The organism is Hydrogenophaga laconesensis, assembly GCF_031457235.1.
GTDB classification, from domain to species: Bacteria; Pseudomonadota; Gammaproteobacteria; order Burkholderiales; family Burkholderiaceae_C; genus Hydrogenophaga; species Hydrogenophaga laconesensis.
In genome coordinates this window covers 362,859-376,504 of the sequence record NZ_JAVDWE010000003.1, presented here as the reverse complement: position 1 = coordinate 376,504, position 13,646 = coordinate 362,859, and the positions used below count along the sequence as shown (strand labels likewise).

The 13,646-nt window shown below is 60.6% G+C and carries 14 protein-coding genes; 6 read left to right on the top strand and 8 right to left on the bottom strand.

The features are described 5' to 3' along the window. Positions 1-9: 9 nt before the first annotated feature. Positions 10-339 carry a DUF6471 domain-containing protein gene (locus tag J2X09_RS08450; RefSeq protein WP_204732188.1) on the bottom strand — a complete coding sequence of 110 codons (330 nt, stop codon included), beginning with the start codon at positions 337-339 and terminating at the stop codon, positions 10-12. A gap of 203 nt (positions 340-542) precedes the next feature. Between J2X09_RS08450 and J2X09_RS08445 the strand changes: the two genes are divergently transcribed. From J2X09_RS08445 to J2X09_RS08430, 4 genes are all read left to right on the top strand, one after another. Next, positions 543-1,352, top strand: coding sequence for a TnsA endonuclease N-terminal domain-containing protein (locus J2X09_RS08445; RefSeq protein WP_310307974.1), 810 nt, complete (start codon positions 543-545; stop codon positions 1,350-1,352). Continuing rightward, positions 1,349-3,667 carry a TnsB C-terminal domain-containing protein gene (locus tag J2X09_RS08440; protein ID WP_204732190.1) on the top strand — a complete coding sequence of 773 codons (2,319 nt, stop codon included), beginning with the start codon at positions 1,349-1,351 and terminating at the stop codon, positions 3,665-3,667. The genes J2X09_RS08445 and J2X09_RS08440 overlap by 4 nt, the downstream gene beginning before the upstream one ends. Before the next feature lie 149 nt (positions 3,668-3,816). After that, positions 3,817-5,442 carry an ATP-binding protein gene (locus J2X09_RS08435; RefSeq protein ID WP_204732191.1) on the top strand — a complete coding sequence of 542 codons (1,626 nt, stop codon included), beginning with the start codon at positions 3,817-3,819 and terminating at the stop codon, positions 5,440-5,442. Positions 5,443-5,456: 14 nt separating this feature from the next. Beyond that, on the top strand, positions 5,457-6,659 hold the full coding sequence (locus J2X09_RS08430) for a TniQ family protein (protein WP_204732192.1): 1,203 nt from the start codon (positions 5,457-5,459) through the stop codon (positions 6,657-6,659). Here J2X09_RS08430 and J2X09_RS08425 read toward each other — a convergent pair. The 5 genes from J2X09_RS08425 to J2X09_RS08405 all read right to left on the bottom strand — a co-directional run bounded on the left by J2X09_RS08425 (position 6,656) and on the right by J2X09_RS08405 (position 9,486). Next, positions 6,656-7,264 (bottom strand): RES family NAD+ phosphorylase, encoded by a 609-nt coding sequence (locus J2X09_RS08425; RefSeq protein ID WP_204732193.1) that lies wholly within the window; start codon positions 7,262-7,264, stop codon positions 6,656-6,658. The two genes, J2X09_RS08430 and J2X09_RS08425, sit on opposite strands and share 4 nt — an antisense overlap. Beyond that, positions 7,261-7,842, bottom strand: a complete 582-nt coding sequence (locus J2X09_RS08420; RefSeq protein WP_204732194.1) for a hypothetical protein — start codon at positions 7,840-7,842, stop codon at positions 7,261-7,263. The genes J2X09_RS08425 and J2X09_RS08420 overlap by 4 nt, the downstream gene beginning before the upstream one ends. Before the next feature lie 82 nt (positions 7,843-7,924). After that, entirely contained in the window at positions 7,925-8,797 is an 873-nt protein-coding gene (locus J2X09_RS08415) for a translation initiation factor IF-2 N-terminal domain-containing protein (protein WP_204732195.1), read from the bottom strand. Positions 8,798-8,888: 91 nt separating this feature from the next. Then, on the bottom strand, positions 8,889-9,053 hold the full coding sequence (locus J2X09_RS08410; protein ID WP_204732196.1) for a hypothetical protein: 165 nt from the start codon (positions 9,051-9,053) through the stop codon (positions 8,889-8,891). Position 9,054: 1 nt separating this feature from the next. Further along, positions 9,055-9,486: an HAD domain-containing protein gene (locus J2X09_RS08405; RefSeq protein ID WP_204732197.1), complete on the bottom strand. Its 432-nt coding sequence runs from the start codon at positions 9,484-9,486 to the stop codon at positions 9,055-9,057. Positions 9,487-9,607: 121 nt separating this feature from the next. Between J2X09_RS08405 and J2X09_RS08400 the strand changes: the two genes are divergently transcribed. Beyond that, positions 9,608-10,153 carry an HAD domain-containing protein gene (locus J2X09_RS08400; RefSeq protein ID WP_204732198.1) on the top strand — a complete coding sequence of 182 codons (546 nt, stop codon included), beginning with the start codon at positions 9,608-9,610 and terminating at the stop codon, positions 10,151-10,153. A 267-nt stretch (positions 10,154-10,420) separates the two neighbouring features. Next, entirely contained in the window at positions 10,421-10,864 is a 444-nt protein-coding gene (locus J2X09_RS08395; protein WP_204732199.1) for a hypothetical protein, read from the top strand. A 421-nt stretch (positions 10,865-11,285) separates the two neighbouring features. Here J2X09_RS08395 and istB read toward each other — a convergent pair whose 3' ends face one another. Then, entirely contained in the window at positions 11,286-12,110 is an 825-nt protein-coding gene (gene istB / locus J2X09_RS08390; protein WP_204732200.1) for an IS21-like element helper ATPase IstB, read from the bottom strand. Then, positions 12,100-13,620, bottom strand: coding sequence for an IS21 family transposase (gene istA / locus J2X09_RS08385; RefSeq protein WP_204732201.1), 1,521 nt, complete (start codon positions 13,618-13,620; stop codon positions 12,100-12,102). The genes istB and istA overlap by 11 nt, the downstream gene beginning before the upstream one ends. Positions 13,621-13,646 lie beyond the last annotated feature (26 nt).

Sequence of the window (13,646 nt, the reverse complement as noted above, 5' to 3'; positions counted from 1 at the left end):
AAGGCCCGCCTATTCCTCTGCGTCGTCCACGACGACGTCCCGCCCCCGATAGCCCATCGCCTTGGACGTCTTCTCCCAATTCGCACCCAGCTCAACATGCTTGATGCTCAGCTCTGTCTCGCCCATGGCCCGCAGCAGCAGCAAGGCATAACCTAAATTGAAAGAGCCCCGGTTCACTCGTAAACCGAGGGCCTTTTCCGAGATGGGGTAGCCCAGCTCCTCAAGGCGGGCAGCCAGCGTTTTAAATCTAAAACCGCGGGTGGCCATCACCCCCTTGATGAGGTTGCGCGCTTGAACATCCCACTCATCGGGCGCGCGATCCTCACGTTTGTCGGCCATCGGCCCTCCTTTGCCCAATTGCTTCTTCCTGTGGCGTCAAGACGCGAAAGCGTTTTTGCATCCCATTGGTAGCAAAAACCTTTATTTTTGATCCAGACCGCCGATAGATCCCTGTAGTGGGTAGCGACTCAAGAGGCGAGGCGCGCAAGGGATCAACTATGGGTCGCAGACGTTTACCGTGGACAGAAGCTTACATCGCGAGCTTGGTACGCGAAGGCAGAGGGCAAGGCGAGGGGTACGAATACCTGCCGTGGATAACCACGCAGTCCTTCGCATCGCGTGGCACGCAAAGCCGCATCCCGATTCCAGGCATCGGCAGCGCCGTCCATGTCATGTCAAACATCGAACGGCATATGTTCCTGCTGCACCGGCACAGAGGCGGCCTGGTGGCTTACCTGTCTCAGTTTCCTCTACCCCGAGAGGTCACGCTGGCGGTCGCCGAGCACCTGGGCATTCGGCATCCCCGGTATCCAAGCACCACGGTGCCAGTCGTCATGACCATCGACGCGCTTGTCACCACCCGCACTCCGGACAACCTGGACATCACCTGCGCGTGGGACGCCAAGCCTCACTCCGAGCTCAACAACAAGCGAACACTTGAGAAGCTCTCCATCGTCAGGGGCGCGTGCGACCTGCTGGGCTATCCCCACCACCTCTTCACCGACAAGACCGTTCCTCGCACCACCATCCGCAGCATCGAGTGGCTGTCGGTGGCGCGCAACCGTGCAAACGAGTGCCCAGTCGAGTCGGAGATGCTCAGGGCGCACAAGCTCACGCTCGTCGCCGACCTCTACAACAAGCGTCCGCGCAAGACCATCGACCAGTACTGCACACGCAGCGACAAGGTGAACAACCTGCCTCTTGGCTTGAGCCTGCGCGCGCTCAAGCAGCTGATTCTCGAAGACGTGCTGAACGTGGACATATCCATGGCTCCGGCGGACATCATGGAGTCGCGAGTGCCTATCCCCTCCTCCCCTCTACTTCCACAAGCGCCTGGCGGGAGGCTTGCGTGAGGCACTTCTTTCTGAACGACGTCTTCTCCCTTGACGCCAAGAGATACCGTGTCATCCACATCAACCCCAGGTTCAAGCTCTACGGCTTCCCTATTGATGTAGCGAAAGGGCTACCCGTGGGCTGGGATATCACCCAGTTCTCCTCGCTGCCGCCTTCCAGGTTGACTGCCACCAGCGCCCCCGAGATTTTTCGACCACTGCAGTCGACGCAGCAGTCGCAACAGATCGCGGACAGCCGCTGGTCTGACATCAAACCGCTGCTCGACGGCAATGTACTTGAACTCATGGAGCGCACGACGCGCGCCAAGGCCATCGCACACTACTGCGAGCTGACAGGAAAGTCGGACCGCTACATCATGAAGCTATTGCGCCTACTCTGGCGCCATGGCATCCACAAGTCCTCCCTGATGGCGGACTTCATGAACTGTGGACGTGTTACTGCCGACACGCAAGGCGCGCTTGTCCTTGAGGCTCACCCGCCCACTGGACCACAGCAGATTGTCTTTGCGCCGGCGGGGAATCGTTCGCGGGGTCGGCGCCCCATCTTCGAAGACTACGAGCCGTACACCTACCCACCAAAGTTCAAGGAAAAGCTCCTTGGGGAGGTTCGACAGATGTACCTCGAGGACGAAATCGTCACAGTGCGTTCCGTCGAAGAGAACGTGCTGGCGAAGTACTTCGGTCGGAAAGACTCCACAGGTGAGGTCATACGCTTAAAAAATGGTCGTGCACTCCTTGCTCCCCTGGGAAAGCGACCGAGTTCCGAGCAAGTCAAGTACCTCATCAAGAAGGCAGTGCCCGTTCATGAAGGTCATGCCAAGCGAGTGGGGGATGCTGACTATCGCAACAACATCGCAAAGAGTGACGGCAGCGTCCACGACGACACCGTGGGTCCAGGAGATGTCTACGAACTGGACGCGACGATTGTCGATCTGTGGCTCGTCAGCCGATACGAGCGCAGCGTCATCGTGGGCAAGGCCACGCTCTACCTTGTCGTCGACAGGAGCACTGACCTCATCGTCGGTTTCTACCTCTCCTATGGGAAACCGTCGTGGGAGGGAGCCAGGCGCGCGATTCTGAGCATCTCCTCTGACTGGGAAGCCCTGTGCAAGATGGCAGGCGTTCCGTACGACGCAGCTGACTGGCCCGCCCATTGCGTCTACCCCAACAGGTTCTTTGTCGACCAAGGCGAAGGAGCGTCCGAGAAAAGCAACGTGGTCGTGGAGGTAGGCGGGATCGAGGTGTCGGCTGCGCCTGGCGCTTCTCCCCGGAAAAAGGGCCGTGTCGAAGGCAGCATCGCATTGATTCATGTGCCCATCAAGGACCACCTTGGTGGATACGAGCCGCAGAAAAACGTCAAGAAGCGCCGTGGCAAAAAGTACCTGAAAGATGCCCGTTACTCACTCGACGAGATGGTCAGACCTTTCCTGCTGGGAATCAGGAAACACAACCACACGGTGAAAGTGAATGCAGTCCTCGACCCTAAGTTGATTTACCAAGGGTTCGAAGCCTCTCCCATCAACTTGTGGAACCACAACATCGCCCACTCCATGGGACGGGCGTCGCGTCATGACTTTGATTACATGCGCCAGCGGCTGATGCCCATCAGCTCTGGAGTGATGAAGCAAGAGGGCGTGTTGTACGGCGACCTCCTCTACTCGTTCGAGGCTCCGCGCTATGACGTGCTCGCCGCATATGCAGGGCACAGTCACGAAACCGAACTCATCGTCCAGTACGACCCGGCATGTGTCGATGACATCTGGGTCAGCGAGAAGACGGCTCCCGACAGAATCTACAAGGCTTCCCTCATCAGCCGTTTCGTGCGCTTCAGAGGCTTGTCGTGGCCCGAATCCAAACACCTGCAGGCTGCATCTGCCACCAGCAAGAGGAAGGGCAAAGCAATCAACCAGGAGCTGAACGTCGGACTGGCCCTGGATGTGCAAGCACACGACCGCGAGCTTGAGCAACGCGCCAAACAGGCATCCCGCGGCATCCCGTTGGGCACCAGGCTGTCCGTCGGCAAGAAGGCACGTGTACTCGAAGCGGCAGTGCGTGAGCACGACCACATGACGTCCATGACCGCGGCGACCGTCGCAGTTCAGGGCTACCAACCACCCGTGGTCGAGGAGCCCGTCGTGCTCACCGAGGACGAGCCGCAGGTGGACGATGACCTTGTGCACAGCGCGCCGAGGGATGACCGACATGACGCCGAGGCCATGGCCTGCTTCCCGCCCGAAGACATGCTTCCCCCCAAGCCGGTCAAGAAGACCTCGTCGTCAAGCCTCTTGGCCAACCTGCGCGGGTTGGCCAGCTAGGAGCCTTCGCCTTGAACGTACACCACTACATAGCCCGCCGGGCTCTCTTGCGAGTTCCTTCGCAACTAACCCACGCCAGATCGGCGCGTCAACCCGTGACGTTTTAACTGCTCGATATCCGACTGGCCCCACTTTACGCACGACAGCACATGTTTCCTGGCATCCCCAACCCCAACCCCGACTTCAACCCCGACGAGGGTCCCGAGCCGAATGCAAATGCCCCCTTCGTGGAGGCGGTGTACCGAACGGAGGACGACCCCACCCTGAGGGGCAATCCTTTCGTAGAGGCGCTACCTGCCCTTCTCTCGCTCTCCGACTATCAGAAAAGGCTCATGCGTCAGCTCAAAGTGACGCCCGAAGAGCGCTCTATGACTGACGTCCAAAGGCTGGTCCGCCTTGGCACGTTGAACCAGGTCTGCATACCCCTGCCTCGTGTGGCCAACCTCGCACAGTCGATTCACATGATGCTGTTCGACGGGTACCGAAGTCGCAACCCACGTTCCGCAGCCGACTCGCGAAACTTTCAGCGTCTTTATGCGGCGCAGCAGTCGGGCGAGCTGACTGCCCCTGGGGACCATCATCACGCCAGCCAGCATTCAATGTCACTCGCTGGCGTGCCGGGCTCCGGGAAGAGCTTCATTCTGAAGAACATCGGCAACCTGTTCCCGCCAGTCATCTTTCACAAGGAGCTGGGCAGATGGCAGATTCCTTTCCTCTTCATCGAGATGCCGTACGAAGGGGAAAGCAGACTTGCGCTCGCATCCCATATTTTTACTGAACTCGACAGGCTCCTGCCTCACAGCAACTTCATCCGCTACATGGAAGCTCAACGCCCAAATGCGGAACTGTTGCTCGATAAGGCGCTGCGCACTGCCTACAAGATGGGAGTAGGCATGATTGTTGTGGACGAAGCGCAAAACAGTCGCTCCATCGGCAACGAACTGGACATGACACGCAAGCGGCTGTCTTCTGCCAACGTCAAACGAAAGGAGACGGGGCTCAAGAAGCTGCTCATCTCCGCATCCAACGTCGGCCACATGCCCATCATGTTCACCGGCACGATGGAGTTGGAGTCCACACTGACCGAACGCGCGTCGCTCGGACGCAGAAAGGCTGGCCGCGGATCTGCCACTTGGCAGCCGCTCAGCAATGTCGCCGCATCTGAGGACGACCCGTCGGAGTTCGACATTTTCATGAGCATCCTTTTCACGATGCAGTGGCTGCCAAAACCTGTCGCATACGAAACGAAGGTCGGCTCAGTCATCAACAAGAAGTGGTCTGAACTCTTCTTCAAGCACACCGAAGGTGTTCCGGATTTGATGGTCAAGCTGTTTCAGTCCACCCAGGTTGCTGCCATCCGGGCTGGCGCCGATTCGATTGATGAGTCGCACCTCGAAGAAGCCCTCGGCGAGTTCAGGTCCGCAATGCCCATCGTTGAGGGCTTGGCCAAGCGTGATGAAGCGTCACTCGTGGCACTGACTGACCTCTTTGGAATCAGTGCGATTCAAGTCGCCCAGACCCCCAAGCCTCTTCTCGTGACAAAGACGGCCACAACCACGAGAGGGCAACAAGCAAATGAGCTGCTCGAGCTCATTGACAAGAAGGTGACGGCCAAGAGGAACAAGCCGGCCCGTCGCGACGCGCCGGGGGCGGGCCCTTCTCCCATCGAGATTGCACCTGAGTCGCTCGGTTCGCTGGCCCATGCTGACATCCGGCAGGGCACGCCCCTGGTGAGCAGCCCATTGAGCAGCCCCTTGAGCCGCTCGGCAGGCTGAGACGGGAGATTGCTGTGCGCTATCTTCTGCAGAGACCCTTACCCGACGAGATCCTGACCAGCGCGCTGGTCAGGACCTGCGTCCAGTTCGACGTCGCCATCAAGCCGTTGCTCAACGCCATTGGAGTCAACCCGGGTTCGCCCGGGTTCTTCCACATGTCGAAAATTGCAGCGTACGCACAGGTCTTTCGGATGGACCCCACAGATCTACTCAATCAGGCTACGGTGTTCCCCTCACTGGTCGCGTTCCAGCCTGGGGACCGCCGGATGGCCTTCGAAATGGCAGCGACCCAGGGCATTGCCATACCTGGCGTTCAATTGAGTGCCCTGCAGTCCACGACGGCCTTCGTGCCTTACCGCCGGCTGTGTTCCAAGTGTGTTCGGACGGACAAGGCCAGATATGGCTGGGCCTACTGGCACGTCTCCCACCATCTTCCTGGAGTGACGCTTTGTGCGCGGCACGGAACCCGCCTTCGGGAGACAACGCTGACGACATCGTCTGGCCGTGGCCGCTGGAGCTACCAGCTTCCTGAGGTGGTCGACTCCACGCTACCCGCAGCCAGACCAGGGAGATTCGACCTTGAACTCAATCGGCTGGCCCTGGGCATCCAGGCGGGCGAAGTGCAGCTCGCTTCAGACGCCCTTCCCTTGCGCTTCTATCGCTGTGCGCTGGAGCGTGCGGGGCTTGTAGCGGAAGACCGCCAGGTAAATGCTAGCGCCGCTCGGGCGTGGGTCGCTGGCCACCTCCAAGGACTCGCCGGCAGCAGCGGACTTCTGCGTTGCGACCCAAGTCTTGCCTGGGTTGACCTCATCCTGCGAGACAGGCCTGGCGTCCCGTTCGCTGCGTGTAAGCACCTGATCATTCAAGCGGCCTTAGCCAGCACTGAGCGCCCAGCCGCTGCGACCCTGAACCACAAGTCAACAGGGTTTCGCGGAAGACCTCTCGGAGATCTGGATGTCGTCAAGGCAGCAGAGCTCGATGCGCGCATCCGCATGCGGCTCAAGAGCCCCGCGAGGTTCACCTTGCAGGAGGAGATGGAAGCGTTGGGTGTGTGGAGCGCGTTTCGACATAGCCGTCACAAGTACCCGGCGTTGTCTAAGGTCGTGGCTCGACATCGCGCGGCGATGCAGCGAAGGAAGACTCGCGTCATCGGCGTCTCCGGCACCGGACGTCGCACCGATTCGAGTGGAGCGACCGACGAGCAGCACGTTACCTAGTTCCAAGCGGGAGCCTCCATCTCTTGCGTCTTGAAAACACGCTGGTAGCGTCCGTCAAGCAGCGCGTAGTTCGAAGCTGCAGGATTTCGTCTGCTTCGGTAGCAGATTCCGCAGATTTGCATATCGGCATCAGCCTCTTCAAGCGCGCGCACCGCTGAGGCGGCGGCATCGCGCCACGCGCCAAGCTGGTCCAACAGGCTGGCTGTATTCAGACCAAAAGCCATGGCCGTAGCAGCGTTCGTGAAGTCCAGAAGTCGAACGCGCTGACGGACTTTGAGAACCACATGCCTGAACGGAGGCATGTCTACCGCTGCGAACTCAGAGCGCGCGAACGTCGGCGGACTCGTTGGCATGAGCAACAAAGCGCCGCACTCTAGCGCCGCAGTGTGCAGAGAGTCTGCGGCGTAGAGCATCCCAAATTCTTCGCTTCGACCTGGTGGCGGATCCAGTCGACCCATGCGGTACTGCGGTGGCGCCGGGTGGAAGTCTCCACCAGGATAGCGATACAGCCGATGAAGCTCCTCGTCTGCGTCCAGACAGCGGACCTGAACGATGGCGTCGCGAAGACAAAACGACTCAATGGTTGATGGCTTTGAGGCGGTCATGAGAGGGCATAAGCGAGGCCCTCCAAAGCGTGTGTGACAACGTACTCCTGCCGAGCTTCGACATCGAGCTTGTTCAGTTCATTCAACACGGCCGCATCCACCCCCGGGCGCTGCGGTACTTGCCCGATGAGCAGCTCTACGCCGGTCAGCCCTCCCAGGGATGGCTGCACGGAGCGCAGGAAGTCCCAGAGAAGGTTCGTCGGGACCTGCAGAGTACGAAAGCGTGAGATGAGCGCGGCCAGTAGAGCAGTGTCGAGCCTGGCTTCCAGCTGGAAGGCGGGATAACGGCGGCCGTTTTCTCGTCCAGGAGGAAGGACGGAGAAGAGTGCCCCCTTCTTCTCTCGCTCGTACACATTGGCTCGGCTGCAGTGCATCAAATCGGCCATGGCTTCCGCGGTCAGGAGCGTGCTATTTGCTTCACTGGCCTTCGACGGGGTGGTTGGAAGGGATACGACCTTGACCGAACCTGATGGAGTGCCCTGCACCTTCGAGTTGAGGCGAGCCGTTCCCACATCGCTCAGATCGGCCAGGCGTATGCCCAGTCGAACGAGTGCAGATGGGGTGACGGCCAGCAGCATGGTGGGCTCTTGAACTGAAGTTGAATTTGCTTTGGAAGAATGTTGAGACATAGGGCTGTTGCCGCAGCGCGCGGCACCTAGTTCAGGTCAGCGAAATGGTGGCGGCGCTCGCCGGGAAGAGCCGCTTGTATCGCTTGAGCCACGATGCCGCGAGGGCCGCTGCGGTGTTATCCGCGCGCAGTCGTCCGGTCTTCAACTTTCTTGGGGCTCGCTGCCTAGCTTGTGATTCCCATGCAATCGAGACTTGCGCAGCCAGCAAGCTGCTGAACTGTCCAGAGACAAGTTCAAAGACGGCACGAGCAACAACTGAGGTCAGCGGGGAGTCAGGACCTTCAAAGCATCGCTGGATCGCTCGAACGGTCGCAGCCTTGTCGTCTGCCTCCACAGCCTCTCGAATTGCCTTCAGATGCCCCTCGTATGACCGCAGAATCCTAGCTTCGAACCAAACAGGATTGCGCCCATGAAAGGTGCGAAACACCTCGAGGAGAAGGGATGCAGACAGCTCGTCGGACGGCTGGCGACCAATGGTGCCAACAAGAATGACCTTGTTAAGGCGACTCGAGGACGCGGGGAGTCCTTGGTGCCACTCCTCACTCTCTACAAGCAACGGGCGACCGCGCCCAGCTCGCGTACCGCCCTTCTTCAGCGTAATCTTTTTGCGCTCACCTGTTGCCCCATGCGCATCACGCAGGTAAGCAAGCAACTGCCGCTTGTCTTCATAGAGAAGCGGGCTCTGGGCACTTTGCTTGTGCACGCCTGCCGCACGCAACTGCTCAAGCACAACGTCAGGCGATTTGCCAAGCTCATCGGCGAAATCAGCGACGGTGTAGATGGCTACCGACTCATCGAACCGCTCTCGCGGCAACTCCGGAAAAATGCGAGTGAGTCGACCGCGGACACGCACGAGCAACTCGCGATGAGGCCGCAAGGGATCGACGTGTACCGACGTAAGCATGCCGTCAATTTATTCAACTTTGTCAAGTTTGTCAACACCAAGCGCCAGCACCAGGAGCCTCTGACGGCCATCAAGTGGAACTTGGATCGCTTCAACCCGCCTCACTCACGGCCGGCTCAACGCGCTCGCCATTCACGTAAGCCACACCATCCACGATGTCGATGACGATGAGTCCAAAGCGGCTCTGCCACTCGAAGTGAACCGGAGGCTCGGCCACCTCGAACTCTCGTACCGTTTGCGGCAGCCGAGCGTTCATCTCACTCCTCCTTGGGTAGAGCAGGATTGACCAACCACGTCACAAGTCCAGCTTGATTCATTGCTGAGCCAAGCCCCAGGATGCCGTCAACGAACAACGTCTTGAGCGTCCCCTCGGGAAACTCATGAGGCGAGTCATCGACCACCAGGTAGTCAGTGAACTTGCCCTTGTTGGCCTGCAGAACCATTTGAATCACTTGCTCACGCGGACCCCGCGGCGCACTGCCAACAAAGCGCTCACCCAGTCCACCCAAGAGCTGCCTCAGCTCGTCATCGGTGTGGTCGTAACGCCAAGTGCTGTGAACGATGATCCTGACGTCGGGGAAGTTCACCAACAGCTTCTCCAGTGCTGGCAACCAACGGAAGTACCTGCCGTCGAGCTCAGCGCGGCTTGAGTGGAGGACTCCATCGAAGTCTAGAAAAAGGAGGCGCATGAGGAGCTTTCGGGCGTGATTCAGAGGTCAATCTGCAGTGCGATAAATACTGTACGTTCATACAGTATAATCATGCTTAAGCCCGAACGCTAGTCACCCTCCCACTCCTGCAGCGAAGACCATGACGAGCGCAATCCGACCATCGAAACTGCCGGGCCCGGCCGCCACGTTGCCTCGCGGATACGGTGGACCGCTCCTCTACCTCGACTACGACGGGGTCCTGCATCATCACAATGTGCTGTGGCACCCCAAGAGGGGGCCATACGATGGACATCCCGGGTTTCAACTGTTTGAACACGTCGCGCTACTCGAGCAGTTGTTAGATCCGTTTCCCGAGGTTCAGGTGGTCCTGAGCACTGCGTGGGTGCGCAGATATGGTGTCTACGCGACGGCCAAACGCCTTTCGCCCAAGCTGCGTAGTCGGGTAGTCGGCGCGACGTTCCACAGCAAAATGGATGAGGCGGAGTTTGCTGCCAAGCCTCGCGGCCAACAGGTGCTGGAAGATGTGATGCGCCGCAAGCCTTCCAAGTGGGTCGCTCTAGATGACGTAGATGAAGGTTGGCCTTTGGAGCGCTCACACGTGTTCATCACAGATGAGTGCTTCGGCCTAGGCGCGCCAGCCGCTGCAAACAGCGTCCGAGCAGTACTTCAGCGTGCGTTTGGTTGATGCTCCAGCCGCCTCCTTCCGCCTGTACAGCCTCGATTCACCGTTCAAAAGGCGTTTTTGCGTTCTGAACGGTGAAATCAATCAAATCAACGACTTGGCCGCCATTGGCAGGCCTGGATACGCACGAGAGAGGTGAGGCAACAGACCCAGAAGCGACCTAGCGGGCCATCGCGTTGGTAGCGCATTGAGGGAATAAAAAACCGGCGCTACACGGTAGATCAAGGTGGCAGCCGGCCTCCTTCAACCATGCGCCCCCAGGAAATCAGCATGCAAGACGCCACGCACGCAGAAGCTCAGACCATGCCAGAGCTGGTCCCCTTTCTCCCACACTGGCATGTCCGTGAAGTCTCGCGAGACGGCGCCACGGTCTATGAGGTCCGCGACTGCAATGGCGTGGTGGTGGCATCAGACGTGAAGAGCCTGGAACACGCGCGACTCTTCGCGCTGGCGCCGCTCATGTTCGAGAACTTCAAGCGGCTCGAGGCAGAGGCCATCCGCGGGCTTTGGCACATGGTTGACGCCAACGCCGGTGACTTTGAGGTCGAAGAGGTGGCCGACGACGTCGACGGGCGATTCGAAAGTGCGAGCCCTGTCGCCCCCGAACATGCTAGGTGGCTCATGGAAGTCGGCGCGCTTCGAGAAGCTGTCGGTGAACAGGCGTTCCCGCCTGTGGGAGTTCCACGCCAGTTGGCTCTTGCACTGAACTCATGAGAGGTTACGCGCCTCGGCTCGCCAGGCTCATCCCAACACTTCTTCACATGCTCACCACATCGACGGCCCGAGTTCAACTACGAGTACCCACAGCGAGACGAGGGCGCACAGCCGCTCACGACAGCGCAATAGCGTCGTTGACCCACCATAGTCCACAAGCGCTGACGAGTCCTAGCACGACGTAGCGCAAGGCATCCTTCCCGACGGTGCGATAGATCCCAAGTTGTTGGCGCCGATTCAAAATTGACCAGGCGGGCCGATTGAATTTTGACCAGGGGCCTGCGCCGGGTTTTCGTTGCCCGACTGTGGATAACTATACGGTCATCGCTGCTTCTTGAACCTCCTTCTCGCTGCGTTGTGGATTGCCGCCAGCAAGCCGCGAAGGGCGTAGCCCGCAGCGGCTTGCTGGTCGCCTGGCGTCTCAGAACGGCTCTGGCTCTGGAGCTTGTTCTTGAACAGCCACCTTTCCCTTGTCCCTGGCCTGTTCGCGCGCTTTGCCTTTGGCCTTGACCTGGGCTGAGCTGTGACGGAACCGGTAGGACTCGTTGCCTGTCTCTACGATGTGGCAGTGGTGCGTCAGCCTGTCCAGCAGTGCCGTGGTCATCTTCGCGTCGCCGAACACGTTGGACCACTCGGCAAACGCCAGATTGGTCGTGATCATCACGCTGGTGTGCTCGTACAGCCGGCTGAGCAGGTGGAACAGCAGCGCCCCGCCGGCCTGACTGAACGGCAGATAGCCCAGCTCATCGAGGATGAGCAGGTCCACGTGCAACAAGCTGGCAGCGATGCGCCCCGCACGCCCTTGCGCTTTCTCCTGCTCCAGCGCATTGACCAGATCGACCGTGGAGTAGAAGCGCACCCGTTTGCCGTGCTGGGTGATGGCGGCAATGCCCAGTGCGCTGGCCAGGTGCGTCTTGCCGGTTCCTGGCCCACCGATCAGCACCACGTTATGGGCCTCGTCGGTGAACGTCAGGCTGGCCAGTTGGTTGACCAGCGGCCGCTCCACTGCCGAAGCCTCGAAGTCGAACCCGGCCAGATCCCGGTGCATGGGGAAGCGCGCCGCCTTCATCTGGTACGACACCGAGCGCATCGCACGATCCACCCCTTCAGCCTGCAGCAGGTGCTCCAACAGCCAGCGCGCGCTCTGCAGCGCGGCCGTCTCCCCTTGCCCCAGCAGATCCCCCCAGGCACTGGCCATGCCGTACAGCCGCAGGCTCTTGAGCTCGCTTGCAATCTCAGTGCGCATGGCGGGCCTCCTGAGCATCGGCGGCACGCAGCCGGTCGTAGCGGTGGGTGTCGGCTCGCGGCGCCTCGCGCAGCGCCAAGGCGGTGTCCGCCGGGGGCGGACGCTGCGGATCCCTTAGGCGCGCCAGCACGTTGCGCACGTGCTCCGCGCTGATGTGTCCGCTGGGTGTGACGTGCTCGAGCACCAGTTCCACCGCCACCAACAGCGTATTCAGCCCGGCCGCGGGCACCAGTGCCAGCACCTCCGAGAGTACCCGGTCACCACCGGCGTGGCGCATCAGGGCATGACGCAGTTGCGCCAGTGGCCGGGGCAGGTCGGCAAACGGTGCGCCGTTCCTCAGCGCCCCGGGCTTGCGCTGCACCAGCTCGATGTAGTGCTGCCAGTCGAACACCGTCTGCCCCCGGTTGAGCACCCGCTCGTGGCTGGCCACCACCGCGTCTGCGGCCACCACGTCCACCCGACCCGGGTACAGCCGCGTGCTCACCATGTGCCCGGCCCACTCGCAGGGCACCGAGTAGCGGTTGCGCGCCACCGTCACCAGGCAGGTGCTGCTGACCCGCGCGGGGCGCTCCACGTAGCCGTCAAACGGCACCGGCATGCCCATGAGGTGCTCGCGCTCGGCCTGCAGCACATCGGCGATGCTCAGCTCGCGGTGCTCCGGGTGCGGCGTATCCGCCCACACCGCCTTGCAGCGCTCGGCCAACCACGCATTGAGCTCGGCAAAGCTGGTGAACTTGCGCTCGCGAGCCTCCAGCCAAACCCGCCGCCGGCTGTCCTGCACGTTTTTCTCCACCACTCCCTTCTCCCAGCCCGAGGCCACGTTGCAGAAGTCCGCATCGAACAGGTAGTGGCTGCACATCGCAGCAAATCGGGCATTGACCACCCGGCCCTTGCCCTTCTTGACCTTGTCAACGGCGGTCTTCATATTGTCGTAAATGCCTCGGCGCGCCACGCCACCGAGCGCCGCAAACGCCCGCGTGTGAGCATCGAACAGCATCTCGTGACCCTGGCTGGGGTACGCCACCAGCCAGAACGCGCGCGAGGCGCACAGCTTCAGGTGCGCCACCTGCGCCTGGTGGTACACCCCGCCCACAACGATCCCTTCCTCGCTCCAGTCAAACTGGAACGCCTCACCCAGCTCGAAGCTGAGCGGCACAAACGCCTTCGTTGTGTCCTTGCCCGAGTCCAGCCGCCATGCCCGGATAAAGTCCGTCACCGCGCTGTAGCCACCCCGGTAGCCTTGGGCCTGGATCTGCACGAACAGTGCCCGAGCCGTGCGCCGCTGATCTCGAGCCCGGTGGGCATCCGTCTTGAGCGCCGCCACCAGCGTCGCCTCGAACGCCGAGAGCTTGCCCGCCTTGGCCGGGCGCTCGTACCGCGGCTCAACCGCCGCTGGCGCCTTCAGCCACTTCTTGACGGTGTTCCTCGACAAACCCGTCTTCCTCGAGATCTCGCTGATCGAAACCCCGTCGCGCATCTTCATGCGCCTGACCTTGCCAATCATGTCCATGGTGATCACCTCTATTGCTCCTGCCA